At 72.6% G+C, this 26,907-nt stretch carries 22 protein-coding genes; 6 read left to right on the forward strand and 16 right to left on the reverse strand.

The window, feature by feature from the left end; all coding sequences use genetic code 11:
* Positions 1 to 261 precede the first annotated feature (261 nt).
* From ACFSJS_RS25220 to thyX, 3 genes are all read right to left on the reverse strand, one after another.
* Positions 262 to 1,947, reverse strand: coding sequence for a ribonuclease J (locus tag ACFSJS_RS25220; protein WP_380904300.1), 1,686 nt, complete (start codon positions 1,945 to 1,947; stop codon positions 262 to 264).
* 103 nt (positions 1,948 to 2,050) lie between these two features.
* Complete coding sequence (dapA, locus tag ACFSJS_RS25225) at positions 2,051 to 2,950, reverse strand: 4-hydroxy-tetrahydrodipicolinate synthase (RefSeq protein ID WP_380904302.1); 900 nt, start codon at positions 2,948 to 2,950, stop codon at positions 2,051 to 2,053.
* A 180-nt stretch (positions 2,951 to 3,130) separates the two neighbouring features.
* A complete protein-coding gene (gene thyX, locus ACFSJS_RS25230; protein ID WP_380904404.1) occupies positions 3,131 to 3,823 on the reverse strand; it encodes an FAD-dependent thymidylate synthase in 693 nt (230 codons plus the stop codon).
* A 251-nt stretch (positions 3,824 to 4,074) separates the two neighbouring features.
* Between thyX and ACFSJS_RS25235 the strand changes: the two genes are divergently transcribed.
* Positions 4,075 to 4,314 carry a hypothetical protein gene (locus ACFSJS_RS25235; RefSeq protein WP_380904304.1) on the forward strand — a complete coding sequence of 80 codons (240 nt, stop codon included), beginning with the start codon at positions 4,075 to 4,077 and terminating at the stop codon, positions 4,312 to 4,314.
* 53 nt (positions 4,315 to 4,367) lie between these two features.
* Positions 4,368 to 4,922 (forward strand): hypothetical protein, encoded by a 555-nt coding sequence (locus ACFSJS_RS25240; RefSeq protein WP_380904306.1) that lies wholly within the window; start codon positions 4,368 to 4,370, stop codon positions 4,920 to 4,922.
* Between the two features lie 95 nt (positions 4,923 to 5,017).
* On the opposite strand, the gene ACFSJS_RS25245 is transcribed toward ACFSJS_RS25240, so the two are convergent.
* The 6 genes from ACFSJS_RS25245 to eccD all read right to left on the reverse strand — a co-directional run bounded on the left by ACFSJS_RS25245 (position 5,018) and on the right by eccD (position 12,263).
* The gene (locus tag ACFSJS_RS25245; protein WP_380904308.1) at positions 5,018 to 5,479 is read right to left on the reverse strand and encodes a tetratricopeptide repeat protein; all 462 of its coding nucleotides are present in this window, start codon (positions 5,477 to 5,479) and stop codon (positions 5,018 to 5,020) included.
* Between the two features lie 5 nt (positions 5,480 to 5,484).
* Complete coding sequence (gene dapB, locus ACFSJS_RS25250) at positions 5,485 to 6,237, reverse strand: 4-hydroxy-tetrahydrodipicolinate reductase (RefSeq protein ID WP_380904310.1); 753 nt, start codon at positions 6,235 to 6,237, stop codon at positions 5,485 to 5,487.
* Between the two features lie 93 nt (positions 6,238 to 6,330).
* Entirely contained in the window at positions 6,331 to 7,752 is a 1,422-nt protein-coding gene (locus ACFSJS_RS25255) for a M16 family metallopeptidase (RefSeq protein WP_380904312.1), read from the reverse strand.
* Positions 7,749 to 9,986 carry a polyribonucleotide nucleotidyltransferase gene (locus ACFSJS_RS25260; RefSeq protein WP_380904314.1) on the reverse strand — a complete coding sequence of 746 codons (2,238 nt, stop codon included), beginning with the start codon at positions 9,984 to 9,986 and terminating at the stop codon, positions 7,749 to 7,751. The genes ACFSJS_RS25255 and ACFSJS_RS25260 overlap by 4 nt, the downstream gene beginning before the upstream one ends.
* 284 nt (positions 9,987 to 10,270) lie before the next feature.
* On the reverse strand, positions 10,271 to 10,558 hold the full coding sequence (gene rpsO / locus ACFSJS_RS25265) for a 30S ribosomal protein S15 (RefSeq protein ID WP_162466452.1): 288 nt from the start codon (positions 10,556 to 10,558) through the stop codon (positions 10,271 to 10,273).
* Positions 10,559 to 10,787: 229 nt separating this feature from the next.
* Positions 10,788 to 12,263, reverse strand: a complete 1,476-nt coding sequence (gene eccD, locus ACFSJS_RS25270) for a type VII secretion integral membrane protein EccD (protein WP_380904316.1) — start codon at positions 12,261 to 12,263, stop codon at positions 10,788 to 10,790.
* 260 nt (positions 12,264 to 12,523) lie between these two features.
* On the opposite strand from eccD, the gene eccCa reads away from it, so the two are divergent.
* Both eccCa and ACFSJS_RS25280 read left to right on the forward strand, forming a co-directional pair.
* Positions 12,524 to 16,498 (forward strand): type VII secretion protein EccCa, encoded by a 3,975-nt coding sequence (gene eccCa, locus ACFSJS_RS25275; protein WP_380904318.1) that lies wholly within the window; start codon positions 12,524 to 12,526, stop codon positions 16,496 to 16,498.
* Between the two features lie 349 nt (positions 16,499 to 16,847).
* Entirely contained in the window at positions 16,848 to 17,081 is a 234-nt protein-coding gene (locus ACFSJS_RS25280) for a DUF397 domain-containing protein (protein WP_380904320.1), read from the forward strand.
* Between the two features lie 97 nt (positions 17,082 to 17,178).
* Here the strand turns inward: ACFSJS_RS25280 and ACFSJS_RS25285 are convergent, their stop codons facing one another.
* From ACFSJS_RS25285 to eccB, 7 genes are all read right to left on the reverse strand, one after another.
* A complete protein-coding gene (locus ACFSJS_RS25285) occupies positions 17,179 to 17,466 on the reverse strand; it encodes a WXG100 family type VII secretion target (RefSeq protein ID WP_380904322.1) in 288 nt (95 codons plus the stop codon).
* Between the two features lie 30 nt (positions 17,467 to 17,496).
* Positions 17,497 to 17,862, reverse strand: coding sequence for a WXG100 family type VII secretion target (locus tag ACFSJS_RS25290; protein ID WP_380904324.1), 366 nt, complete (start codon positions 17,860 to 17,862; stop codon positions 17,497 to 17,499).
* Positions 17,863 to 17,934: 72 nt separating this feature from the next.
* On the reverse strand, positions 17,935 to 19,206 hold the full coding sequence (locus ACFSJS_RS25295; RefSeq protein WP_380904326.1) for a S8 family serine peptidase: 1,272 nt from the start codon (positions 19,204 to 19,206) through the stop codon (positions 17,935 to 17,937).
* Positions 19,207 to 19,229: 23 nt separating this feature from the next.
* Entirely contained in the window at positions 19,230 to 20,942 is a 1,713-nt protein-coding gene (locus ACFSJS_RS25300) for a WXG100 family type VII secretion target (protein ID WP_380904328.1), read from the reverse strand.
* A 16-nt stretch (positions 20,943 to 20,958) separates the two neighbouring features.
* Positions 20,959 to 21,369 carry a hypothetical protein gene (locus tag ACFSJS_RS25305; RefSeq protein WP_380904330.1) on the reverse strand — a complete coding sequence of 137 codons (411 nt, stop codon included), beginning with the start codon at positions 21,367 to 21,369 and terminating at the stop codon, positions 20,959 to 20,961.
* A 294-nt stretch (positions 21,370 to 21,663) separates the two neighbouring features.
* A complete protein-coding gene (gene mycP / locus ACFSJS_RS25310; protein ID WP_380904332.1) occupies positions 21,664 to 22,956 on the reverse strand; it encodes a type VII secretion-associated serine protease mycosin in 1,293 nt (430 codons plus the stop codon).
* A 19-nt stretch (positions 22,957 to 22,975) separates the two neighbouring features.
* A complete protein-coding gene (gene eccB, locus ACFSJS_RS25315) occupies positions 22,976 to 24,487 on the reverse strand; it encodes a type VII secretion protein EccB (RefSeq protein ID WP_380904334.1) in 1,512 nt (503 codons plus the stop codon).
* Positions 24,488 to 24,679: 192 nt separating this feature from the next.
* Between eccB and eccE the strand changes: the two genes are divergently transcribed.
* Complete coding sequence (gene eccE / locus ACFSJS_RS25320) at positions 24,680 to 26,002, forward strand: type VII secretion protein EccE (RefSeq protein WP_380904336.1); 1,323 nt, start codon at positions 24,680 to 24,682, stop codon at positions 26,000 to 26,002.
* The gene (locus tag ACFSJS_RS25325; RefSeq protein WP_380904338.1) at positions 26,002 to 26,739 is read left to right on the forward strand and encodes a hypothetical protein; all 738 of its coding nucleotides are present in this window, start codon (positions 26,002 to 26,004) and stop codon (positions 26,737 to 26,739) included. The genes eccE and ACFSJS_RS25325 overlap by 1 nt, the downstream gene beginning before the upstream one ends.
* The last annotated feature ends 168 nt before the right edge of the window (positions 26,740 to 26,907 follow it).

The following is a 26,907-nucleotide window of genomic DNA, read 5'->3' on the forward strand; positions in this document are numbered from 1 at the left end:
GCTGTTGAGTTCTCAAGGAACGGACGCTTCCTTCGGAACCCCTTCCCAGGGCCCCTCCGGGCGCTTCCCTTCGGTGTTTTCCACCTTACCAGAACCTTTTTCCGGTCCGTTTCCGTCCCGTTCTCCGGTTCCGGCTCCCGGGATCCTGTCGAAGCGCGATTGCTTCCGGTTCCCGTTCGGCGGTTCCCCAAACGTACTGGAGCGGGGCGCCCGGATGCAAATCCGGGCGCCCCGCTCTCTGTTGGTCCTGGGACCGGGGCCTCAGACCTCGACCACCACCGGAAGGATCATGGGACGCCGGCGGTAGTTGTCCGACACCCACCGGCCCACCGTGCGGCGGATCAGCTGCTGAATCTGGTGGGGCTCGGAGACCCCGTCCTGAGCGGCCTTGGCCAGGGCCTCGTCGATCTTGGGGACCACGGAACCGAAGTCGCTGTCGTCGATGCCGGAGCCCCTGGAGTGGATGTGCGGACCAGCGGTGATCTTCCCGGTGCTGCTGTCCACCACCACGAAGACCGAGATGATGCCCTCCTCTCCGAGGATGCGGCGGTCCTTCAGCGAGGTCTCGGTGACGTCCCCGACGGAGAGGCCGTCGACGTAGACGTACCCCGCCTGGACCTTGCCGACGATCTTCGCCCTGCCGTCGACCAGGTCGACCACCACGCCGTCCTCGGCGATGACGATGTGGTCCTTGGGGACACCCGTGAGGGCGCCCAGCTCCGCGTTGGCGCGCAGGTGGCGCCACTCGCCGTGGACCGGCATCAGGTTCTTCGGCCGGCAGATGTTGTAGAAGTACAGCAGCTCGCCGGCCGAGGCGTGGCCCGAGACGTGGACCTTGGCGTTGCCCTTGTGGACGACGTCGGCGCCCCACCGGGTCAGCCCGTTGATCACGCGGTAGACCGCGTTCTCGTTGCCCGGGATCAGGGACGAGGCGAGGATCACCGTGTCACCCGGGACGATGCGGATCTGGTGGTCGCGGTTGGCCATGCGCGACAGCGCGGCCATCGGCTCGCCCTGCGACCCGGTGCAGACGAGGACCACCTCGTCGTCCGGCAGGTCGTCCAGCGCCTTGACGTCCACGACCAGGCCGGCGGGGACCCTGAGGTAGCCGAGGTCCCGGGCGATGCCCATGTTGCGGACCATCGACCGGCCGACGAACGCGACGCGGCGGCCGTGCTCGTGGGCGGCGTCGAGGATCTGCTGGATGCGGTGGACGTGACTGGCGAAGCTCGCCACGATGATGCGCTTCTGCGCTCCGGCGAAGACCTGGCGCAGCACCTGGGAGATGTCGCGCTCGTGCGGGGTGAAGCCCGGCACCTCGGCGTTGGTGGAGTCCGACAGCAGCAGGTCGATGCCCTCCTCGCCCAGGCGGGCGAAGGTCCGCAGGTCGGTGAGGCGGCGGTCCAGCGGGAGCTGGTCCATCTTGAAGTCGCCGGTGTGGACCACCATGCCGGCCGGAGTGCGGACGGCGACGGCGAGGGCGTCCGGGATGGAGTGGTTGACCGCCACGAACTCGCAGTCGAAGGGGCCGATGCGCTCGCGGTGCCCCTCCGCCACCTCCAGGGTGTACGGCCGGATGCGGTGCTCCTGGAGCTTGGCCTCGATGAGGGCCAGGGTGAGCTTGGAGCCGATCAGCGGGATGTCCGGCTTCTCCCTCAGGAGGTACGGGACACCGCCGATGTGGTCCTCGTGCCCGTGGGTCAGGACGATGCCGTCGATGTCGTCCAGCCGGTCCCGCACGGAGCTGAAGTCCGGCAGGATCAGGTCCACGCCGGGCTGCTCCTCCTCCGGGAACAGGACGCCGCAGTCGATGACGAGCAACCGCCCGCCGTATTCGAAGACGGTCATGTTGCGGCCGATCTCGCCCAGGCCGCCCAGCGGGGTGACGCGCAGGCCGCCCTCGGGGAGCGCCGGCGGCGGGCCGAGTTCGGGATGCGGATGGCTCAAAAGTCTCTCCTCATCACGCACGCCACGCGCCCCCGCGGGGCACGTGGCGCGCGATCGTCGTGCACGTGCGGTTGTCGTTCCGTATGAAGTTGTGAAGCCTGTGTCAGAGCTGTACCCCACCGGCTGCGAGATCGCGCTTGAGCTGCTCGGTCTCCTCCGGGGACAGCTCGACGAGCGGCAGGCGCAGGGGGCCGGCGGGCAGGCCCTGGAGGGCGAGCGCGGCCTTGGTGGTGATCACGCCCTGGGTGCGGAACATGCCGGTGAAGACCGGCAGCAGCTTCTGGTGGATCTCCGTCGCCTTGGCGACGTCGCCGCCGAGGTGGGCCTCGAGCATCGCACGCAGTTCGGGGGCGACCACGTGGCCGACGACCGAGACGAAACCGACGGCGCCGACGGAGAGCAGCGGCAGGTTGAGCATGTCGTCACCGCTGTACCAGGCGAGCCCGCTGGCGGCGATGGCCCAGCTCGCGCGGCCCAGGTCGCCCTTGGCGTCCTTGTTGGCGACGATCCTGGGGTGCTCGGCCAGCCGGACGATGGTCTCGGTGTTGATCGGGACGCCGCTGCGGCCGGGGATGTCGTAGAGCATCACCGGCAGGTCGGTGGCGTCGGCGATGGCCGTGAAGTGCCGGTACAGCCCCTCCTGCGGAGGCTTGCTGTAGTACGGCGTGACGGCCAGCAGACCGTGGGCGCCCGCCCGCTCGGCGGCCCGGGCCAGCTCCAGACTGTGCCGGGTGTCGTTGGTGCCGGCTCCGGCGACGACGTGGGCCCGGTCTCCGACCGCCTCGACCACGGCGCGCACGAGCCGGGCTTTCTCCTCGTCGCCGGTGGTCGGGGACTCGCCGGTGGTGCCGTTGACGATCAGGCCGTCGTTGCCGGCGTCCACCAGGTGGGCGGCGAGCCGCTGCGCGCCGTCGAGGTCGAGTTCACCGTCTTCGGTGAACGGCGTGACCATCGCGGTCAGGACCCGCCCGAAGGGCGTCTGCGGTGTGGAGGTCGGAGCCATGGGTCCCACGCTACTCGCAGCCTGTGGTGCGATGCTCCCTCGGGAGGCCGGTTGCGGAGCCCGACACTGTCCGCTCGGGGGTTCAGACAGTGCCGGGTCCGTGGAAAGAGCGTAGACGAACATCGCCAAAAGCCGCAATCCGGACACCGTTCCCGAGGGTCCGCCTCCCACCCGGAGCCGCTACGGCGCCACCCGCCCGTTGGCGTTGAACGCCGCGTGGGTCAGCGGCATGAGCCGCGCCCAGTGCTCCTCCATCCGCTCGGCGACCATCTCGATCTCCCGCTGCGGGAAGGAGGGCACCTTCGCCAGCTCGTGCTGCGTGCGCAGTCCCAGGAAGTGCATCAGCGAGCGGGCGTTGCAGGTCGCGTACATCGACGAGTACAGGCCGACCGGCAGGGCCGCGCGGGCCACCTCGCGGGCGATGCCGGCGGCCAGCATCTCCCGGTAGGCCTCGTAGGAACGGCGGTAGGACTCCTCCAGCGCCTCGGTGACGAGCTTGTGCTGCTCCGCGGTCCCCTCGACGAACCGGTACTTGCCCGGGCGGCCCTCCTGCACCAGCCTGCGGGAGGCGTCGGGGACGTAGAAGACCGGCTCCAGCTCCCGGTAGCGGCCGGACTCCTCGTTGTAGCTCCAGCCGACCCGGTGGCGGTGGAACTCCCGGAAGACGAACAGCGGCGCGCTGATGAAGAAGGTCATCGAGTTGTGCTCGAACGGGCTGCCGTGCCGGTCGCGCATCAGGTAGTTGATCAGTCCCTTGGAGCGCTCCGGGTCCTTCTCCAGCTCGTCCAGGGACTGCTCGCCCGCCGTGGAGACCCGCGCCGCCCACAGCACGTCGGTGTCTGCGGCGGTGTGCTTGACCAGCTCGACGGTCATGTCACTGCGGAAGCGGGGGGTGGAGGGATCGGGCACCTGGGAGGTCCTTCCGGTCTCGTCGCTGCGGGGCGCGACCAGCCTACGGGGGCCGCGCCGCCGGACGGAGCCGGGACCGGGCGGCGGCGCCGGGGGCCGCACGGCGGGCACGGCGGTGATGTTTCCCCGTTTGTTACCGAAAACGGGCACACCGTCGAACGGGTGGACGTTCTCCGTACGACAGCGCAGACCGTCGTACGAGGAGCCCGAACCCCATGGACCGCCGCGAAGAGTCCGTTCCCTTCGCCTTCACCGCCGAGTCCGAGCGGTTCCGCAGCAACGTCACGCCCCCGCGCGTGCGCCCGACGGGATCGCAGATCGCCGGCCGCGTCCTGCTGGGTCTGGTCGTCGTGGCCGGGCTGATCGGCTCCCTGCTGCTGGGCATACCCGCCCTGGAGACTCCGGACGCGCCGGGAGGCCGGCCGGACGGGCCGACCGCCGCCGAGGGCCGCTGATAATCTCCTCGCTCACAGACTCCCCACCGAACGTGCCTGTGAGCGAGGATCCCGTGCCCCTGCACTTCCTGACGGCCGACGGCGAACCGGACGCCGCCCTCTCGGAAGCTCCGCTGCCGTACGAGGAGCGTGAACGGTGGCGGCGTCCGTACCGGCCCGGCCCGTGGCGTGTCGCCGCGTCGGCCGTGGCGCTGCTGATCGCCTCCTACCTGCTGCTGTCCACCCTGATCATCGCCATGGCGGGCACCGCGGCGGAGGCCGGGGCGTGCCTGGCCGCGGCGGCGCTGGTGATCGCCTACGCGCTGCGGATGCTCCGCGTGGGGGTGTGGGTCAGTTCCCACGGGATACGCCGGGTCTCGCTGTTCAGGACGGTGACGCTGGCGTGGCGAAACGTCACGTCGGTGCGGACCGCGCAGCAGCCGGTTCGGTGGCTCGGTCTGCCGCGCACCGTGCAGGGCCAGGCGCTGCTCGCCGGATCGCGCGAGAGCGGGGCCGCACAGACGCTCCTCACCGACCACGACGCCGACTTCCTGGCGCGTCCGGAGGCCTTCGACCGGGCTGCGGACATGGTCGAGGCCTGGGCCGCGGAGTACCGCCGCCACCCGTGAGCGCGCCGCTCCGCCCCCCCCCGGCGCCGTCCGGCGCCGTCTCCCGTCCGAGCGGGGGCGGCGGACGGCGCCGGAGGCAGGGCGGCGGGGGCCTGTCAGCGGCCGTCGCCGCGGACGGGCTTGCCGTCGTGCAGGGCGATGGCCCGCTGCATCGCCTTGCGGGCCCGAGGAGTGTCCCTGGCGTCGTGGTACGCGACGGCCAGCCGGAACCAGCAGCGCCAGTCGTCCGGTGCGGCTTCCGCCTCGGCCTTGCGGCGGGCGAAGACCTCGTCGGCCGAGGCCCGGTCCACCCGGCCGCCCGGGGTCCGCTCCGGCCCGTCCTGCGGCAGCCCGCCCTCGGCCTCCAGCTCCCGCGCCAGCCGGCCCGCGTTCCGCGCGAAGCGGGTGTTGTGCCACAGGAACCAGACGCCGACACACGGCAGCACGAAGGCCACGGCGCCCATCCCCATCGCGGCGGGCTCGCCCGTGCGCAGCAGCAGCACGCCCTCCAGCGCCACCACCGCGAAGACGACGACCAGCGCGGTGGCGAGGAAGGCGTAGGTGATCTTTCCGCCCACGGCCCTCAGTCCAGGTCCAGGAAGTTCTCCAGCCCCACGGTAAGCCCGGGGGCGTCCACCACCCGGCGCACGCCCAGCAGGATGCCCGGCATGAAGCAGCTGTGGTGGAGCGAGTCGTGGCGGATGGTGAGGGTCTCGCCGGTGTCGCCGAGCAGCACCTCCTGGTGGGCCAGCAGGCCCCGCAGGCGCACCGCGTGCACCGGGACCCCGTCCACGTCGGCCCCGCGGGCGCCGTCGAGGGCGGAGGTGGTGGCGTCCGGCTGCGGGGGGCAGCCGGCCTCGGCACGGGCGGCTGCGATGAGCTGGGCGGTGCGGGTCGCGGTGCCGGAGGGAGCGTCGGCCTTGTTCGGGTGGTGGAGCTCGACGACCTCGACGGACTCGAAGAAGCGGGCGGCCTGCTGGGCGAAGCGCATGGTGAGGACGGCGCCGATGGAGAAGTTCGGCGCGACCAGCACCCCGGTGCCCGGTGAGGCGTCCAGCCAGCCGCGGAGCCGCCCGAAGCGCTCGTCGGTCCAGCCGGTGGTGCCGACGACGCCGTGGATGCCGTGGCCGACGCAGTACTCGAGGTTGCCCATCACCGCCTCGGGGTGGGTCAGGTCCACCGCGACCTGGGCGCCTGCCCCGGTGAGGGCCTCCAGGCTGTCGTCGCGGTCGAGGGCCGCGACGAGTTCCATGTCGTCGGCGCCCTCCACGGCGCGCACGGCCTCGGAGCCGATCCGGCCCCTGGCTCCGAGGACTGCCACGCGGAGCTTGCTCATGTGCGTATGTCTTCCTTCGGGTCGCGGGCGCCGCCGCGGGGACGGCGCGGAGCGGGTGCGCCTGCCGTGGCGCCCCCGCGGGTCGGGGGCGGGTCAGGCGACGGCTTCGTCCAGGCGGGCGCTCTGCCGGTCGGTCAGCGGTCCGATGACCGAGAGCGAGGGCCTCTGGCCCAGGATCTCGCGGGCCACCGAGCGGACGTCGTCGGGGGTGACGGCGGAGATCCGCCCGAGCATGTCGTCGACCGACATCTGCCGGCCCCAGCACAGCTCGCCCTTGCCGATGTGGTTCATCAGGGCACCGGTGTCCTCCATGCCCAGCACCGTGGAGCCGGCCAGCTGCCCGACGGCGCGCCGCAGCTCCTCGTCGTCCAGCCCGTGCTCGGCGACGTGGTCGAGCTCGTCGCGGCAGATCTTCAGCACGTCGTGGACCAGGTTCGGGCGGCACCCGACGTAGACGCCGAACAGGCCGCAGTCGGCGAACCCGGACGTGTAGGAGTAGACGCTGTAGGCCAGACCGCGCTTCTCCCGGACCTCCTGGAAGAGCCGCGAGCTCATGCCGCCGCCCAGGGCCGCGCTGAGCACGCCCAGCGCCCAGCGGCGCTCGTCGGTGCGGGACAGACCGGGCACGCCCAGGACCACGTGGGCCTGCTCGGTGCCGCGGTCGAGCACCTCCACGCGGCCGGCGGTGCGGATGCGGCGCGCTCCGGTGCGCGGCCCGACGGGTTCGGCGCCGGCGTCCGCCAGCGCACCCGCCGCCTCGAACGCCTCCCGCACCTGGCGCACGACCGTGTCGTGGTCGAGGTTGCCCGCGGCGGCGACGACCAGGTGGGTGGGGTCGTAGTGCCGGCGGTAGAAGCGGGCGATGCGGTCGCGGGTCAGGGCGTTGATCGTCTCGTTGGTGCCCAGGACCGGGCGGCCCAGCGGGGTGTCGCCGAGCATGGTCCTGGCGAACAGGTCGTGGACGCAGTCGCCGGGGTCGTCCTCGGTCATGGCGATCTCCTCCAGGACGACGCCGCGCTCGGCCTCGACGTCCTCGGAGCGGATCAGCGAACCGGTGAGCATGTCGCAGACGACGTCGATCGCCAGCGGCAGGTCGGTGTCCAGGACCCGGGCGTAGTAGCAGGTGAACTCCTTCGCCGTGAAGGCGTTCATCTCGCCGCCGACCGCGTCGATCTCCGCGGAGATGTCCAGGGCGCTGCGGCGCCTGGTGCCCTTGAAGAGCAGGTGCTCAAGGTAGTGGGTGGCGCCGTTGAGGGCGGGCGTCTCGTCGCGGGAGCCGACCCGCGCCCAGATGCCGAAGGTCGCGGAGCGGACGTCCGGCACGGACTGCGTCACCACGCGCAGCCCGCCGGGGAGCACGGTCTTGCGGACGGCTCCCCCCGGGTCCCCGCCTGCGGCGGCCCTGGAGCCGCGGTGGGCGGCGGGGAGCGGGAGGGAGCGGGAGGAGTGGGCATGGGCGACGGCCCGCCCCGCCGGGGAGGCGGGGCGGGCCGTCGTACGGGGCGTGCGCGTCACTTGGCGGCGGTGTCCTTCTCGTCGTCGGCGCCCTCGGCGCTGTCCGCGCCGTCTTCCTCGTCCAGGACCGGGATCAGCGACAGCTTGCCGCGCTGGTCGATCTCGGCGATCTCGACCTGGACCTTCTGGCCGACCCCGAGCACGTCCTCGACGTTCTCCACGCGCTTGCCGCCGGCGAGCTTGCGGATCTGCGAGATGTGCAGCAGGCCGTCCTTGCCCGGCAGGAGCGAGACGAAGGCGCCGAAGGTGGTGGTCTTCACGACCGTGCCCAGGTAGCGCTCGCCGACCTCGGGCATCGTCGGGTTGGCGATGCCGTTGATGGCGGTGCGGGCGGCCTCGGCGGCCGGTCCGTCGGCGGCACCGATGTAGATGGTGCCGTCGTCCTCGATGGTGATGTCGGCGCCGGTGTCCTCCTGGATCTGGTTGATCATCTTGCCCTTGGGGCCGATGACCTCGCCGATCTTGTCCACCGGGATCTTCACGGTGATGATCCGCGGCGCGTTGGGGGACATCTCGTCGGGGACGTCGATGGCCTCGCTCATCACGTCCAGGATGTGCAGGCGGGCGTCGCGGGCCTGCTTGAGGGCCGCGGCCAGCACGGAGGCCGGGATGCCGTCCAGCTTGGTGTCGAGCTGGAGGGCGGTGACGAACTGGCGGGTGCCGGCGACCTTGAAGTCCATGTCGCCGAAGGCGTCCTCCGCACCGAGGATGTCGGTGAGGGTGACGTAGTGGGTCTCGCCCTCGACCTCCTGGGAGATCAGGCCCATGGCGATGCCGGCGACCGGGGCCTTGAGGGGCACACCGGCGTTCAGCAGCGACATGGTGGAGGCGCAGACCGCGCCCATGGACGTCGAGCCGTTGGAGCCCAGCGCCTCGGAGACCTGGCGGATGGCGTAGGGGAACTCCTCGCGCGAGGGCAGCACCGGGACGATGGCCCGCTCGGCCAGCGCGCCGTGGCCGATCTCGCGGCGCTTGGGGGAGCCGACGCGGCCGGTCTCACCGGTGGAGTACGGCGGGAAGTTGTAGTGGTGCATGTAGCGCTTGCGCGTCACCGGCGAGAGGGTGTCGAGCTGCTGCTCCATGCGGAGCATGTTGAGGGTGGTGACGCCCAGGATCTGGGTCTCGCCGCGCTCGAACAGGGCCGAGCCGTGCACCCGCGGGATCGCCTCCACCTCGGCGGCCAGGGTGCGGATCTCGGTGAGACCGCGGCCGTCGATGCGCTTCTTCTCCTTGATGACGCGCTCGCGGACCAGGGCCTTGGTCAGCGCCCGGTAGGCCGCGGAGATCTCCTTCTCGCGGCCCTCGAACTGCGGCAGCAGCTTCTCGGCGGCCAGCGCCTTGACGCGGTCCAGCTCGCTCTCGCGCTCCTGCTTGGCCGCGATGGTGAGGGCCTGGGCCAGCTCGTCGCGGACGGCCTGCTCCAGCGCCTCGTACACGTCGTCCTGGTAGTCCAGGAAGATCGGGAACTCGCCGACCGGCTTGGCGGCCTTGGCGGCCAGGTCGGACTGGGCCTTGCACAGGGTCTTGATGAAGGGCTTGGCGGCCTCCAGGCCGGCGGCGACGACCTCCTCGGCCGGCGCCTCGGCACCGCCCTTGACCAGCTCGACGGTCCTCTCGGTGGCCTCGGCCTCGACCATCATGATCGCGACGTCGCCGTCGGGCAGGACGCGGCCGGCGACGACCATGTCGAAGACGGCCTCCTCCAGCTCGCTGTGGGTGGGGAAGGCCACCCACTGGCCGCGGATCAGGGCGACGCGGGTGCCGCCGATCGGGCCGGAGAAGGGCAGGCCGGCCAGCTGCGTGGAGCAGGACGCGGCGTTGATCGCGACGACGTCGTACAGGTGGTCGGGGTTGAGCGCCATGATCGTCTCGACGACCTGGATCTCGTTGCGCAGGCCCTTCTTGAAGGAGGGGCGCAGCGGGCGGTCGATCAGGCGGCAGGTGAGGATCGCGTCCTCGCTGGGACGGCCCTCACGGCGGAAGAAGGAGCCGGGGACCTTGCCCGCGGCGTACATCCGCTCCTCGACGTCGACCGTCAGGGGGAAGAAGTCCAGCTGGTCCTTCGGCTGCTTCGAGGCGGTGGTGGCCGACAGCACCATGGTGTCGTCGTCCAGGTAGGCCACGGCGGAGCCGGCGGCCTGCCGGGCGAGCCGGCCCGTCTCGAAGCGGATCGTGCGGGTGCCGAAGGAACCGTTGTCGATGACGGCTTCGGCGTAGTGGGTCTCGTTCTCCACCAGGAAATTCTCCTCGTCTGTGTCTCCGCCCGGGTGGCGGGGACCGTGATGGTGGAGCGTCTTCCCGTACGGGCCGGTCTTCGATCGAAGCTCCCGGGATCGGTGCCCGGGGGCCACTACCGAGGACCGGCGGCGTGAGAACGCTCCGCCTCATTCGGTATGTCGTTGTGGGACCAGACTACAAAGCTTCTGCTCCCCGTGAGGTCCCGTACGCCGCGAAGGTCTTCCGCGCGTACGGCGAAGGGAGCGGCCCCCGCCGGGGGAACCGCTCCCTTCTGCGCGTGCTACCGGGCGCCCGCGGCGCCGCGGCGGATGCCCAGGCGCTCCACCAGGGCGCGGAAGCGCTGGATGTCCTTCTTCGCCAGGTACTGCAGCAGGCGGCGGCGCTGGCCGACCAGCAGCAGCAGACCGCGGCGGGAGTGGTGGTCGTGCTTGTGGGTCTTGAGGTGCTCGGTGAGGTCGGAGATGCGGCGGGTGAGCAGCGCGACCTGCACCTCGGGGGAGCCGGTGTCGCCCTCCTTGGTGGCGAACTCGGCCATGATCTGCTTCTTCGTAGCGGCGTCGAGCGACACGCGATACTCCTCGGGGTTCTTCGTGAGGCCACCGAGTGCCCCTGGTCCTGTGCACAGGGGATCTTCCGGGACTCGGGAGGCGGGGTCCGCTGGGCGCTGCCCCCAGGCTCTCCCGGAGGCGCGTACGCACACGGCCGCGGACCACCTTACCAGCCGTACGACGGGCCGATCACCGCGGGAGCGGCGCCGACGCCGCGGTGACCGGCCCGTTCGCGGGGCGTGGAGCGGTTCAGCCGGTCATGCTCCGGGCCGCGGAGTAGGCGTCCAGCACCGCCAGGCAGAGCGGGACCAGCGTCAGCAGGACGAAGCCCTCGGCGATGTCGAGGAAGCGGCCCCAGAAGGGGGTGACGCCGCGCCGCGGCACGACCAGCCCGATGGCCGTGAGCAGGGCGGCCGCGGCGGCGAGGGCGGCCGACAGCCAGATCGTCCGCAGGTCCAGGGCGCCGCCGTCCCCCGTCAGCAGCTTCTGCACCAGGTCGGCGGGCGGGTTGAGCGCCAGGCCCAGGGAGAGCAGGGCCAGCGAGACCAGGCCGGCGGCCAGCGTGCAGGCCACCTGGGCGGTGTAGCGGAACAGGCGGGCGCGCGCCAGCAGGCCGAGCCCGGTGGCCAGGGCCAGGAGCTGGCCCCAGCCGGAGTCGGAGAAGCCCAGCACGGCGCAGGCGCCGACGGCGACGGCCGCGCAGCCGCCGACGAGGCCGAGGAGCATCTCGTGCCCGCGGCGGGCCTGGGCGGCGATGCGGTCGGCGTCGACGGGGCCGGCGGTGTCGGGGGCGGCGTCCGGATCCTCGTCGTAGCGCATGGCGCCGGTGCGGGGCGGGTGGTAGCCGATGGGCAGCCGGGCGAAGCGGGCGGACAGGCCGGGCAGGAAGGCGATGGCTCCGACGGCCACCGGCACGCACACGGCGGCGGCCTCCACCGGGCGCAGCTCGGTGAGGATGGCCACGAAGGTGACGAGGGTGCCCACGGTCGAGGCGAAGGCGGCGGCGACGAACGGGCCGTCCCCGCTGGGCGTGACGGCGATCAGGGCCACGGAGGCGACCAGGACGGCCACGCACCCCAGCAGGAACTGCAGCCGGCCGACACCGGCGCCGTCCGCCGGCGGCAGCAGACCGGAGCCGGCGATCATCACGTGCGGCAGGGACGCGAGCCCGAGCGCGACGGCGGAGGAGCGGTCGTCGTAGACGCGGGCGCGCACGCCCGCGAAGGCGATCAGCAGCACCCCGGTCACGGCGGCGAGGACGCCCGGCAGGCTGTGCATGTCGTGGCGGACCGGGTCGGCGAACCACAGCACGAAGGCCATGAGCGCCAGCAGCACCACGCCGCCGACCAGGCCGGCGCCGCGCATCAGGTCGTCGCTCCACATCCTGCGGTCCCGGCTCACCGCGGAGGCGACCGCGTCGGAGACGTCGTCGAAGACGGCCGGCGGCAGCGACTCGGCGAACGGGCGGAGGCTGAGGACCTCGCCGTCCAGGACGCGCTGGGCCCCGAAGGAGCGGGAGGCGTCCAGCACGCTGCCGTCGCGGCGCACCAGGTGGTAGCCGACCGGGGCGCCCTCCTCGGGGGACTGGCCGCTGAGGCGGAGGACCTCGGGGTAGAGGTCGGCGACCGGAACGTCCTCGGGGAGCGCGACGTCGATGCGGCTGTCGGGCGCGACGATGGTGACCCGGCAGAAGCCGGTGGCGGCTGCCGGTGCAGTCGTACTCACCTCAGAGATCCCCCTCGTGGGCTGCTCACTGGCTCTCACTGGCTCCACACGATGCGCACGGCCCCTCCACGGGAACCCCGTGTCCTCCCGCGGCTCCCCACCGTCGGCCGGCCGCTCACGCTGCGCATATGTCGCGCGCCACCCTACCGCTCTCCGCCGGCGCGCACTGCCAGTAGGATCGCCCCGCGCGGACGGGGTCCGTCGCCACGGGGGCGTCGGGAGGAACACCGTCCCGCTCTGCCCGAGGGATTGATGCTTCCGTGAGTCAGATCGTCGTCAAGCGTCCGCCACGGGTGCTCCCGCCCAGCGTGCCCAGCGAGGATCTGAGGCTGGAGCCGCCCCCCGAACTCCCGCGCGGGCAGCAGGAGGGCGTGCTGTTCCAGCTCCTGCCGATGCTCGGCATGGGCGGCTCGGTCGTCTTCTTCTTCATGCCGAACGCGCACCCCTTCATGCGCATCATGGGCGTGATCATGATCGCGTCCACGCTGGCCATGCTCATCGCCACCATCGTGCGGTTCCGGCGGGGCACCCAGGGCGAGATGGCGCAGATGCGCCGGGACTACCTCAAGTACCTGGCGCAGACCCGGCGCAAGGTCCGCAGGACGGCGCAGAAGCAGCGCGACGCGCAGTACTACCTGCACCCCTCCCCGGAGCAGCTGTGGGCCCTGGTCGCCGAGGGCAGCCGGGTGTGGGAACGGCGTGCGAGCGACGACGACTTCGTGCACGTGCGCGTCGGCCTGGGCGACCAGCGCCTCGCCACCCCGCTGGTGGCGCCGGAGACGGCGCCGGTGGACGAGCTGGAGCCCCTGACGGCGGGGGCGATGCACCAGTTCCTGCAGACGCACGGCACCGTCGGGAACCTGCCGATGGCCGTCTCCCTGCGGGCCTTCTACCACCTGACGGTGAGCGGGGACCCGGAGTCGGTGCACGGCGCCGTCCGCGCCATGGTCGCCTCGCTGGTCTCCCTCCACTCCCCCGAGGACCTGGTGGTCGGGGTCGTGACCGGGCGGGACGGGACCGAACGCTGGGAGTGGGCCAAGTGGCTGCCCCACGTGCAGGCCCCCGGCGTCACCGACGGCGCGGGCAGCAGGCGGCTGATCACGGGCGACCTGGCGGAGCTGGAGCACCTGCTGGGCGCGAAGCTGGAGGGCCGTCCGCGCTTCAACTCCTCCGGGCAGCCGCTGCTGGAGCAGCCGCACGTGGTGGTCGTGCTGGACGGCGGCGCCGCGGTGCCCCCGAACGCGATGCTGGCCTCCGCCGAGGGCCTGCAGGGCGTCACGGTCATCGAGGTGGTGCCCGGTGACATCGGCAGCCCGCGCGGCGGTCTGTCGGTCGTCGTGCGCCCCGGCGAACTGCGGCTGGAGTCGGCGCACGGGGCGGTGTACGAGGGGCGGCCGGACTCTCTCTCCCCCGAGGCCGCCGAGGCGCTGGCCCGCCAGCTCGCCCCGCTGCGCATGGGCACGGGCGGTGACGACGACGAACCGCTGCTGGCCAACCTGGAGTTCACCGACCTGCTGAGCCTGGGCGACGCCGCCTCGGTGGACGTGCGGCGCACCTGGCGTCCGCGGTCGACGGCCGAGCGGCTGCGCGTCCCGATCGGCGTGGGCGAGGCCGGCCAGCCGGTCATGCTGGACCTGAAGGAGGCCGCGCAGGACGGCATGGGCCCGCACGGCCTGTGCGTCGGCGCGACCGGTTCCGGCAAGTCGGAGCTGCTGCGCACCCTCGTGCTGGGCCTGGCGGTCACGCACTCCTCGGAGACGCTGAACTTCGTCCTGGCGGACTTCAAGGGCGGCGCGACCTTCGCCGGGATGTCCCAGATGCCGCACGTGGCGGCCGTCATCACCAACCTGGCCGACGACCTGTCGCTGGTCGACCGCATGGGCGACTCCATCCGCGGCGAGCTCAACCGGCGCCAGGAGCTGCTGCGCGACGCCGGCAACTACGCCAACATCCACGACTACGAGCGGGCCCGGGCGGCGGGCGCCCCGCTGATCCCGCTGCCCTCGCTGGTGCTGGTCATCGACGAGTTCAGCGAGCTGCTGACGGCCAAGCCCGACTTCATCGACATGTTCATCCAGATCGGCCGCATCGGCCGTTCGCTGGGCGTGCACCTGCTGCTGGCCTCGCAGCGCCTGGAGGAGGGCCGGCTGCGCGGTCTGGAGACGTACCTGTCGTACCGGATCGGTCTGCGCACCTTCTCAGCCGCCGAGTCGCGCGCCGCGCTCGGTGTGCCCGACGCGTACCACCTGCCGTCGGTGCCCGGTTCGGGCTACCTGAAGTTCGGCACCGACGAGATGGTCCGCTTCAAGGCCGCCTACGTCTCGGGCACCTACCGCACCGGCACCTCCGCCGGCGACGGCGCCGCCGGGGGGCCGCTGCCCGCCGAGCGCCGGCCGGTGCTCTTCACCGCCAGGCCGGTCCCGGTGCCCGCGCCGCGGCGCGCCGAGCCCGCGCCGGCCCCCGTGCCCGCCGCGCCGGCGGACGACGACGCGCTGGCCGACACCGTCCTGGACGTCATCGTGCGGCGCCTGGAGAACCAGGGGCCGGCCGCCCACCAGGTGTGGCTGCCGCCGCTGGACCAGGCGCCGCCGCTGGACGAGCTGCTGCCGGGTCTGACGACCGTCGCCGGGCGCGGCCTGACCCAGCCCGACTGCCCGCACGCGGGCCGGCTCGCGGTGCCGCTGGGTCTGGTGGACAAGCCCTTCGAGCAGCGGCGCGAGGTGCTGGTGCGCGACTTCTCCGGCGCCGCGGGCCACATGCTGGTCGTCGGCGGCCCGCAGTCGGGCAAGTCCACCCTGCTGCGCACCCTGGTCGCCTCCTTCGCGCTCACCCACACCCCGCAGGAGGTCCAGTTCTACGGGCTGGACTTCGGCGGCGGCGGCCTGTCGGCCGTCTCCGGGCTGCCGCACGTGGGCGGCGTCGCCTCCCGGCTGGACCCCGAGCGGGTCCGGCGGACCGTGGCGGAGGTCGCCGGCGTGCTCAACCAGCGCGAGGAGTACTTCCGCGCGAACGGCATCGACTCCATCGCCACCTTCCGGCGCCGCCGGGCCCGTGGGGAGATCACCGACCAGCCGTGGGGCGACGTGTTCCTCGTCGTCGACGGCTGGGGAGCCTTCAAGCAGGAGTACGAGATGCTGGAGGCCGTCGTCACCGACATCGCCTCCCGCGGTCTGGGCTACGGCATCCACGTGGTGGTGGCCGCCTCCCGCTACATGGAGGTGCGTCCGGCGCTGAAGGACCAGTTGCTGAACCGGCTGGAGCTGCGGCTGGGCGACACCATGGACTCGGAGTTCGACCGCAAGGTCGCCGCGAACGTGCCCACCGGTGTCCCCGGCCGCGGCCAGACGCCGGAGAAGCTGCACTTCATGACCGCCGTTCCCCGCATCGACGGCGTGGCCTCCGACGAGGAGCTCTCCGAGGCCACCGCTGCGCTGGGCCGCGCGGTGACGCAGGCCTGGCAGGGCCCGCCGGCCCCGCCGGTGCGGCTGCTGCCGCGCGAGCTGCCCGCCGGCCGGCTGCCCGCAGGCGGCGACCACCCGCAGTACGGCGTGGCCTTCGGCATCGACGAGAACACCCTTCAGCCGGTCTTCGTCGACTTCGAGACCGACCCGTTCTTCCTGGTCTTCGGTGAGAGCGAGTCGGGCAAGACGGCGCTGCTGCGCCTGCTGGCCAAGCAGATCTGCGAGCGCTACACGCCCGACGAGGCGCGCATCATCGTCGCCGACTACCGGCGCTCGCTGCTGGGCGACATCCCCGAATCGCACCTCATCGTGTACGCCGCGATGTCCAACGCCATGGACACGCACATGGCCGCGATGCGGGACCTGATGGAGAAGCGCACTCCGCCGGAGGACGTCACGCCGCAGCAGCTGCGCGACCGCAGCTGGTGGCACGGCCCGAAGATGTTCATGATCATCGACGACTACGAGCTGGTCTCCACCTCCAGCGGCAACCCGCTGGCGGTCCTCACCGAACTGCTGCCCTTCGCCCGTGACATCGGCGTCTGCTTCATCATCGCCCGCAGTTCCGCCGGTGCCTCCCGCGCCTTCTACGAGCCGTTCATGCAGCGCATGAAGGAGCTCGGCGCCCAGGGCGTGGTCCTCTCCGCCGACCCCGGCGAGGGGGAGCTCCTCGGCAACGTCCGCGGCCGGCCGATGCCGCCCGGCCGGGGCCACTTCGTCTCCCGCAAGCGCGGCACCCCGCTGGTCCAGGTCGGCTGGCTGCCGACGCACTGACCCGCCGCGGGCGGCACGGCCGGCCCCCGGCCCCCACCGGCCGTGCCGCCCGCGGGACGCCAGGGCGCCCCCTCAGGGCCCGGGTTCCCCCGGAGGGCCCTCGCGCCGTCCCCGCGCGGACGGCCCCGGGGGCCCGCTGCCGGGAGGCGGCCGGTGCTTCCCCCGATGGTTTGGAGGTTGGGCGGACGCCCCTCGGCGCACGGACCGGGCTGTTATCTTGCCCGGAGGTCCGTGAGCCGCGGAACGCCGCGCCGTACCCCTCGGTTCACCACCGCCACCGCACCCCGGGCCCGCCGCGCACGGCGCGGTGCGGAGGGACGCTCCCGCCGCCTGTCGAGGAAGGACGCTGATGGGGACTCAGCAGGAGAAGGACGAGCTGTACGCGATGGACATCTCCGGCGCCGTGTGGGAGAGCGCGCCCGGCGGCCCGGAGGACGAGAAGGTGGAGATCGCGTACCTGCCGGGCGGCGCCGTGGCCATGCGCAACTCCAAGGATCCCGGCACGGTGCTGCGCTACACCGCCGCGGAGTGGCGGGCCTTCGTGCTCGGCGTGCGCGACGGGGAGTTCGACCTCGAACCCTGAGCCCCGGATCGTCCGCCGGCAGAGACGGCAGGCGGGTGTCCGGCGTCGTGGACGCCGGACACCCGCCTGAAGCGTTCGGTGACGGATCCGGAGGGGATCAGAACTCGAACTGCTGGGCCGCCTTGCGGTCCGTCTGCTGGTAACCGCTGGTCGACTCGTCCAGCTTGTCCGCGATGGCGTTGAGCGTGGTGTTCAGGCCGGTGACGTCCCGGCCCCAGCCGTCGTGCTTGGCCTTGAAGGCGTCCCTGGCCTCACCGTTCCAGGTGTTGACGACCTTCATCACGCGGTCCTCGAGCGCGTTGAGCTCGTTCGTCAGCTCCTTGGCGGCGCTGCGGATGTCACTGGCCGCGGCGGTGACGGTGCCGTAAGTGATCTTGATGGTCATGGTCCGCCCCTCCCTTCTGTGGTGTTTTCGTTACTTGACGGTCGGGGTGACGCCCACGCCGGTGAAGTCGCTGATCGGGCTCGCCTTCGCCAGCTGGTTGAACTTCTCCATCTGGTCGATCTCGTTGGCGGTGAAGCCGTCCTTGCTCGCCTGGAGGGCTTCCTCGATCATCTGGAGCCTGCCGTCCAGCTTCTGGGCGTACTCGTTCGTCTGCCGCTGGAGCCTGTCGTAGGAGCTCGCGGCGTCACCCTTCCAGGCGCCCTGGATCGTGTCGACCACGGCGTTCAGGTTGGAGATCTTGCTCTTGAGCTTGGCCTGCATGTTCTGGACCTGGTCGATCAGGGACTTGAGATCGGCATCGCTTGACTGGAAGTTGCCGCCGCCTTCTCCGGACATACCGTTCTCCTTGGATTGGGTTGGTGGTGCTTGCGGGCCGGTCGTCGTGGGCGCTCCACGTGCGGGCCCCCGTCATGTCTTGCGGATCGTCCTCCGCACGAGAACGAATGCGCCGGCAACCACGATGGCCGCCGCGGCACCCGCTCCCAGGTGGATCCACAGGTCGCCGTCGTCCTCGGACTCGGCGGCCGTGTTCTCCACCCGGTCCTTGCGGCCCTCGTCCGTCCCCCCGGCGTCGTTTGTGCGGCTCTTGCCGTCGCTCTCCCCCCAGGAGGGGGACGCCGGTGCCGAAGGGGTCGGTTCCGTGGCCTCGATCGGGTTCTTGCCGGGGTCCCCCGGATCGCCCCTGCCCTCGAGGAGGTGGATGCGGGGCCGGACGGCACCGTACCCGACGTAGACGCTGGAGGCTCCCTTTTTGTCGTCCTTGCGTCCGGCGGTGTCGACCAGCACGCGGAGGACCTGGTTGGCCGTCCACTCGGGGTTCTTGGCCCAGATCAGGGCGGCCGAGGCGGAGGCGAGGGCGGTGGCGGCGCTGGTGCCTCCGTCGCGGACGCAGTACTTCTGGAAGCTCTTGTCGCACCAGCCGGGCATCTCGCTTCCCGGGGCGGACAGATCCACGTTCATGCCGTGCTGGGAGAAGCCCGTCACTTCCCCCTGCTGGTCGGTGGCGCCGACACCGACCACGCCGGCGTACGAGGCGGGATATCTCGGTTTGTTCTCCTTCCGGGCGTCGTTCCCGACACTCGCGAAGAGCAGCTTCCCCTTGCCGAGGGCGTACTCGATCGCCTTCTCCCCGTCCTCACGGTAGTACGGACCTCCGAAGGACATGCTGATGATCTTCGCATCGCTGTCCGCAGCCGCTCGGATCGCCTTCGCGTAGCCATCGGAATCGAGCTTGCCGTCGAGGCCCTTCAACGGGATGCGGTAAGGGACGATCTCCGCACCGGGGGCCAGGCCCCTGACGCTTCCGTTCACGCCCGAACCGGCGATGAGCTCGGCCATGTTCGTCCCGTGGCCGAGGTAGTCGTCGGTGGCCTCTCCCGGGGCACCGGTCATGTCCTCTCCGGGCAGGACCCGGCCTCGGAGAGCGTCGGTGGAGGCGTTGACACCGCTGTCGATGACCGCCACCTTGACGCCCTCACCGGTGCTGACCTTCCACATCTTCTCGGCCTGCATGGCGTCCAGGTACCACTGCTGCGAACGGATGTCGTCCGCGTGGGCCGTCGGGGCCAGCCCGACGAGGCACGTGGTCCATGCGCTGGTTGCCGCCAGCGCGGAGAGCAGGCGCCGCCGCGTGCGCCGCGACGGCAACCTGTTCCGGCCGTGGTCGTGTCCTGCCGTCATCGCCGCTCTCTACTGTGGGGGTTTCAATCGATGACGGGAGGGGCGGTTCCGTTGCGCCCCGTCCGCCATGTCTCTTCGTCCTCGGTGAGGTAGTCCGGTCGGCGGGAGTCGCTCCGGTTCTCCTCACGGGGGCTCGTGGTCCCGCCGCGTGGCACCGCGCCCGCCGGGGCCCGGCCGCCTCCGGTGGCACCGTCTCTCGTCAGCCCGGTGCCGCCGGGCGTGAAGGGGCGGGCCACGCCTCCCTGGCCCGGGGCGCTCCGGGGGGTGCCGACGGCGCCGCCCGCGGTGCCCGCGCCCGGCCTGTGTCCGCCGGAGGTGCCGCCCGTGCCGGCACCGATCGCCCCCGCACCCGCGGCCCCCGCGAGGGGGCGCCCCGCCATGCCGTGTTCCGCCCCGACGACGGTCCCGCGCGGAATGCGCGAGCCTGCGGGTGTCCCTCCGCCCTGCTGCGGGGTCCCACCGATGATGCCGCCGCCCCTTCCCATGGGCGGGGTGCCCTGGGAGCCGCCGCCGGGACCGCCCCCGCCTGTCACGGGACGCACGGCCTGGCCGTTCGCCGGCGGAACAGTGGAGGAACCGCCCCCGCCTGTCACGGGACGCACGGCCTGGCCGTTCGCCGGCGGAACAGTGGAGGAACCGCCCGCTCGCCCCGCGCCGGACTGGCCGGGGGCGTGCGCGGCCGGAACCCTGGAGGCGCCCGTCTGCTTGAGGTTCCCCCCTCCCCGGTGGACGGGAGCGGGCACGGGGCCGGGCAGGACGGGGCCGGGCGTGGCGGGCCCGCCGCCCGACGGAGCGACCGGGGCGCGCGGACCGGTGTCGGCGGGCGCGGGGGGCGCCACGGGGCCGGCGGTGTTGAGGTCGGTGCGCACGGGCTCCCGGGGAGCGGGCATGCCGTCGACGGAACCGGGCGCGCCCGCACCGGACGGCGACGCCCCCGCCCCGGCGGCCGGCGAGCCGCTCGCGGTCGCACCGCTCACGATCCCGCCGCCCCCGAAGCCGGGGGACGCGGAACCACCCCCGCCTCCCGGCACGGGGCCGTCCCCGGATTCGGGCGGCGGCGCCGGGGGCATGCCGACGTTCGGCATCGGGCCGAACTCCGGCTCCTCCAGGCCCTGCATGTTGTCGTGCGAGACCTTGTAGTAGGACGCCAGGCGGTTCATCTGGTTGATGGCCTCCTGGCGGTCGTCCTCCTTCTTCTTGGCCAGCTTGTACTTCTCGTTGGACTCGTTCCGCTCCTCGGGGGGAATGCTCTCCAGACGCGGTGCGGCCATGACGGCGGCGTCGCGCTTGGGCATGCTGCTCTGCACGTTGGCCAGGCCGACTCCGGCCGCCTTCAGCTGGGTGCTGGCCTTCTCCGTGAAGTCGGCGAGGAGCAGGGTGTTCTTGCTCAGCTTCCGGCCCCAGTCGCGGAAGCTGTCGCCGAACTCGCCCTCCCAGTCGACCTTGTCGATGTGCTTCCTGATGTCCTCGCCGACTTCCCTGATCTTCCCGCCGGCCTTCCACAGCTCGTCGGCGGCCTCCCCGATCTCACCCGGCTTCCCGTCGTCGACCAGGGAGAGCATCTCTTCGAGTTCCTTGTCCTCGAAGTCCGTGGAGCCCATGACGCTGTTGCGCGCGGCCACACCGCCGAACGGGTCGAACGGGACGAAGGCGCCGCTCCGTTTGAGGTCGGTCATGAAGAGCTGGCCGGTGACGACCGGCTCCTCGGGCCTGTCCTGCCTGTTCTCGTCGGTCACGGTCGTACCTCCCCCGTCAGTAGGTGACTCCGGTGGCCTCGTCCTTGGGCGGCTGCTTGCCCGCGGCCTGCTCCAACTGGTACTGGTGGGCCCGGGTCTGGAGCTCCCAGAAGCGCCGCTTCAGGTCGTCCTCCAGGTTGCCGAAGCCGACGTCGGCGCCGTGGACGGCGATGCGCATGGCCTCGATCTGGTCGCCGAGGACCTGGGAGAGCCGGGTGAGCTGGGTGTGGACCCGGGCGTACTGGGAGTAGACGCCGTCGGCCTCGGCGAACTCGCCGCCGAAGGAGGAGCGCTTCACCTCCTGCTGCCCGACCCTGGTGGGCGAGGCCGGAGAGCTCTCCAGGTCGCGGAGGATGTCGTCGACCCGCTTCTTGAAGTCCTTGAGGGACTCGAGTTCGCCCTTGAGCTTCCCGGTCGGCACCCCCATCAGGCTCCCCCTCCACCTGTTGAACGCACATGTCCGTCCCGTGCCCCACCACTGTAGCCATCGGGTGGGACAGCACAAACAGCAATCGACGGCGGCCGGTTCGCCCGCGGGCCGGAACGGGGGCGCCGGACGGCGGTCCGTCACGGTGTCAACCCGCCTTCTGCAACAGGATCGAACCATCTGGCACCGCCGCCACCGCCCGTGTGCGCCGGATGGGTGAAGTACCCGTTTCCGCCGACCGGCGTGAAGATCCTGTGCCGATCCGTCGCGTCCCCGCGGCGCGGCGGGTGCGGGCTAGCCGGCCGCGCGCCTGCGCCGCCAGTCCCGGTACACCAGCGAACTCCCCGCGATCACGGAGACCAGGACACCGCCGCCGACCACCGCGTACGTGCCCAGGCGCTCGTTGCGCTCCTGCGCGGTCTCGCCCAGGTGGAGTCTGGCCGGGGTGGGCGGCTCCGCCCGGTCGACGCCCTCGCGGGCCACCGGCTCCTCGATCCGCCGGTCGTCCTCGGTGAGCGCCCGGACGGGATCGACGACGCCCCAGCCCACGTGCCGGTCGTGCCCGGGGACGGAGCGCTCGGCGGTCTGCGCGATCTGGGCGGCGACGTGGTGCGGCTCCCAGTCCGGGTGCTCGGCCACGAGCAGGGCGGCGACGCCCGCCACGTACGGCGCCGAGAAGCTGGTGCCGTTGTCGGCGCAGTGGCCGCCGCCGGGAACCGTGGAGATCATGTCGACGCCGGGGGCCGCGACGTCCACGAAGTCCCCCGACTGGGAGAAGGGCGCCCGCTCGTTGTTGCGGTCGGAGGAGGCGACGGCGATGACGCCCTCGTAGGAGGCCGGGTAGGTCTCCTTGACGTTGCCGCCCAGGCCGTCGTTGCCGGCCGACGCCACGATGACGACGCCCTTGTCCAGCGCGTCGTTCACCGCCCGCTCCAGCCGGGAGTTGGGCCTGAGGGGCTCCGCGGTGTCCTGCGAGATGTTGATGACCTTCGCTCCGACGCTGACCGCGTACGCGATCGAGTCGGCCATGCTGTCGGTGTCGCCGCTGCCCTGGGCGTCGTTCTGCTGGATCGGGATGATGGTCGCCCCGGGCGCGATGCCCACGAAGCCGGTGTTGTCGGCCGGGCGCGCGGCGATGATGCCGGCCACCTTGGTGCCGTGGCCGACGGTGTCGTCCGTGCCGTTCGCCGCGGGGGGCTTGACGGCGCCGCCGTACTCGTCCTTCTTCGGCGGCTCCAGGAACCTCTTGCCCCGCCGGGTGTCGACCGCGCCCTTCAGTTGCGGGTGGTCGTCGTCGACCCCGGTGTCGATGACCGCGACCCTGACGCCCTCTCCCCTGGTCTTCTCCCACAACTGGTCCAGGAGCACCCGCTTGAGCGACCAGGGTCTGCCCTCGAAGGGCTCGGCCGGGTAGGTGCACTGCCCGGTGTCGGCGGCCGCCGGCGGCGCCCAGGCCAGGGATCCGGTGACGGCGCCCAGGGCCGACAGGCCGATCGCCGCGGCCGTCGGGAGCGCAGCCCAGCGGCGCAGCCCGCGGGCGGGAGCCGGGCCGGACGCGCCCGCGGTGGTGGTCGTCGTGTCCGTCATCTCCTGCTCCTCCCTGCGCTCAGGAGCCCTGCGGCTGCTTCGCCGCGTTGGTGCTCAGCCTCGGTCCGGTCGGCAGGAAGCTCGACCAGTCGGCGGGCACCAGGGCCGGCTGCACGCCGTCGTAACCGAGCCTGATCTGCGCCTGGTTGCCGTCCTGCACGCTCTCCTGCGGGTCCTTCCTCCTGCCGTCCGTCCCGATCTCGGACTCGTCCTGGCCGCTGTCGGCGTTCGCCTGCACCGCGTAGCGCAGACCGGTGTCGGTCACCAGGAACACGCCGCCGGAGCCGGTGTCCCGCCCCGTGACCTGGCGGAAGAGCAGGCCCGAGCCGGGGGTCACGTACGCGCTGGTGGCGCCGTTGGGCAGGGGGGCGGGGTAGTTCTTCCCGGCCCAGGTGCTGAGCGTGGTGGTGCCCTTCTTCTCGTCCACGTCGCGCAGCACGTTGCACAGGGCGTCCCGGCCGCTGCCCGGCCGGTTGGCCGTCCTCGCCTCCGCCCGGGGCCAGTTCAGGTCGTGTCCGTAGAAGGCGGCCTCGGGCCGGATGGCTCCGGCGCTGACCTCCCTGGCCTTCCCCTGCTGGCCGAGCGCGATGGAGGCCGGGCTGTTGAGCAGCAGTTTGGCCATGAAGTCGGTGACCTGCATGATCCGGCCCCTGAGCACCACGTAGTGCTGGTGGCCGGTGCCGGACGGGGCGCGCAGCACCATGCCGACCCGGTTGGCCTCGGCGTCCAGGCTGCCGGGGGCGCCGGCCGGGGTGTTCACGCCCTGGATCGCCTGCGGGAACCGGATCTCGTCGCCCCGCCGGAAGGTCTTCAGCCAGTCGGCGCTGACGTCCTGCGGCCGCGCGGCGCCGACGACGGTGCGCAGCAGCGTGTCGTCCCGGGCGATGGGGTAGGCGGTGCCCTGCGCGTCGATGATGTGGAGCTTCCCGTCGGGGTCCCTGACGTACATCACCTCGCCGCCGCGCAGCCGGTTCTCCCCCTCGACCCGCCCCTCGTCCCGGTCGGCGAGGACGAAGACCGCCTCCTGCACGCCGTCGTCGCCGGGCTGGACGCACACGGCCCACCGCTTGGCCCTGGTCGCCTCGCCCTTGTCGGGCAGCCGGTCGGGGGCGTAGGGGATGCCCAGGGTGGCGCCGTGCGGGATCCTCCCGCTGTCGAGCACCTTCTCGTCGACCTCGACGATCCCGAACTTGCTGGGGTCCAGGAGGAGTTTGGCGGAGGCCAGGTTGAGCACCGGGTGGAGCTGCTTCTTGCCCTTGGTCTCCAGGACGACGTAGCGGGTCGTGGACTTGCTGCCGATGACGACCTTCTCGCCCGGGTTGTCCCAGCCCTTGGGGGCCTTGGGTTTGAACATGCCCCAGGCGCCGAAGCCCGCCAGGACGACGACCCCGATGATCAGCCCGGGCAGCACGGCCCGCAGCGGACGCGGCGCCCCCTCTTCCGTTCCGGTCGGCGAGGGCTGGAGGAATGCCGAGACCAACCGCTTCTTGGCGAAGGTGTAGGCGTTGAGCTCGTCCCGCCGTGATGCCATCTCTCGCTGCTTCTCCCCACTGGTGGGCCCAGTGTCCCCCGGGAATCCGGAGCACCGCCACTGCTGCCGTTTGTCGGACCGGGCCCCTACTATGCCGGTTGGCGATCGGCCCCCGCTGCTCCGGTAGGGTGATCGCCCGACCAGCGCCCTGGAGGGTCAGGGCGATTACGGACACAAGGGGATTTTCTGGGGATGGGGACCGCCACGCGGGCCCGGACCACCACGTCCGCGCCCGACAACCCGGCGCCGGACGGCGCACGCCCCGAGCCCGCGCGCCCGCACTCGGTGCGGGCGGTCACCCCGCGCGTCGAGGCGCGCCACCGCGCTCTGGGGCCGCTGCGGCTGCACCAGTTGGTGCTGGCCGAGCTGGCCGCGGCGGGAGTGCTGGCGGCCGCCGCCGTCCACGAGGTCCTGGTGATCCCCGCCGCCGTGGTGGCCGTCCTCCTGCTGCTCGTGGTGGTGATGCGGCGGCGCGGCCGTCCGCTCCCGGAGTGGCTGGGCACCGTCATGGCGCTGCGCCGCCGCAGGCGGCGGGCCGCGGGCGAGGTGCTCCCCCCCGAGACCGATCCCGGACTGGCCCCGGCCGTCGAGTGCGACCCGGCCCTGCGCAGCCTGACCTACACCGACCGCGACCGGCGCGGCATCGGCATGGTGGGGGACGGCACGTTCCTGACCGCCGTGCTGCGCGTCGAGCCGCGTCCCTCCGCCCTGCGCTCCGGACCCGCCGAGCGCCCCCTGCCGCTGCGGCTGCTCTCCGACGTCCTGGAGGTGGACGGCATCCGGCTGGAGTCGGTGCAGGCCGTGCAGTACACCCAGCCCGCCCCGGCGCCGCACCTGCCCGCGCAGTCGGTGGCCGCCGCCAGCTACGGCCCGCTGCAGGCTTCGTGCGGCGCCCCGGCCGTACGGGTGACCTGGGTGGCGCTCAAACTCGATCCGGAGCTGTGCCGTGAGGCCGTCCAGGCCCGCGGCGACGGCCTGGAGGGCGCGCAGCGGTGCCTGGTGCGGGCCGCGGACCAGCTGGCCAGCCGACTGGCCGGGGCCGGGTTCCGCGCGACGCTGCTGTCGGAGCAGGAGCTGGTCACGGCGCTCGCGACGTCGGCCGGGGCGAGCCCGATGGCCACGGCGCGGGCCGGCCGCCCCGACTCCGCGCCGGCCCGGCGCACCGAGGAGAGGACGCGCGCCTGGCGGTGCGACGACCGCTGGCACACCACGTACGCGGTGGCCCGCTGGCCCGAACTGGGGCCGGGCGCCGCTCCGCTGCCGTCGCTGGTGGCGGCGCTGACCGGCCTGCCCGCGCTGGCCACCACCTTCAGCCTGACCCTGAGCCGGGGCGAGCGCCGCTCCGTGGCGCTCCGCGGCCACCTGCGGATCACCGCCCGCAGCGACGGCGACCTGGTCTCCGCCCGGCACACGCTGGAGCGGCTGTCGCGGGAGCACGGGGTCGGGATCGTACGGCTGGACCGCGAGCAGGTGCCCGGGGTGCTGGCGACGCTGCCGCTGGGAGGGACGCGCTGATGCCCGGATCCGCCGACTCGACGCGCGCGGCCGCACGGCCCCGGCTGGGGTTCGGGCTGCGCGGCCCCCGGACGGCCCGTCAGGTCCTGCCCGCCGAGCAGATGGACGCGCTCGCCCTGCCGGTGGGTGACGACGGTGTGGTGGCCGGCGTGGACGTCCGGGACCGCCCCGCCGTCCTCGGCCTCCACCACCCCGTCCCCCACGACGTGGTGCTGGTCGGCGGTCTGTGGACGGCTCAGGTGCTGGCGCTGCGCGCGGCCGGCACGGGGGCCCGGGTGGCCGTGGAGACCGGCCGTCCGCAGGCGTGGACGAACCTGGCCCGGGCCGCGGGCGGCGACCAGCAGTGCATGACGCTCCACGACGTGGGACGGGTGCCGCCGATGGGCGCCACGGCGGTCTCGCCGGTGGTCGTGGTCCGGGACTGCGGGATGAAGCCGCCGCGGGGCCGGGTCTCTCCCGGGCCCTGGCAGTCGGTGCTGACCCTGCTTCCGTACCTGAGCCCGGTGGCCCCCCGGCTGCTGAGGGGTGCGTCGCTCGCCGGCATCCAGCAGGTCTCCCCCGAGGAGGCGCGGCAGGTGGGCCGGATCCTCTCCCTGTCTCAGCAGGAGGTCGAGGCGCTGTCCACGCTCGCCGACGGTGTGACGCTGTGGTGTTCCGGGCAGGACCGGCGGTTCGTGCTGACCAGACCCACCGACGCGGAGGCGGGGCTGCTGGGCACCGCCCGGCGGCTGGACTGATCCGGCTCGCGGCGGGCGGTTCCGCGCCGTCACCGGTCCGTTGCCGGAGTGCGACGGGTCCGGCATGCCGTATCCGCGTCCGCGGCGATTAGTGTGGTCCTGCGCACGGCAGGACGGCCCGGGGAACCGGCCGGGGCCGTGGTGACGGAGGGTCCGCCGGAACCGCCC

The sequence above is a fragment of the Streptomyces desertarenae genome (genome assembly GCF_042681365.1).
GTDB lineage: Bacteria > Actinomycetota > Actinomycetes > Streptomycetales > Streptomycetaceae > Streptomyces > Streptomyces desertarenae.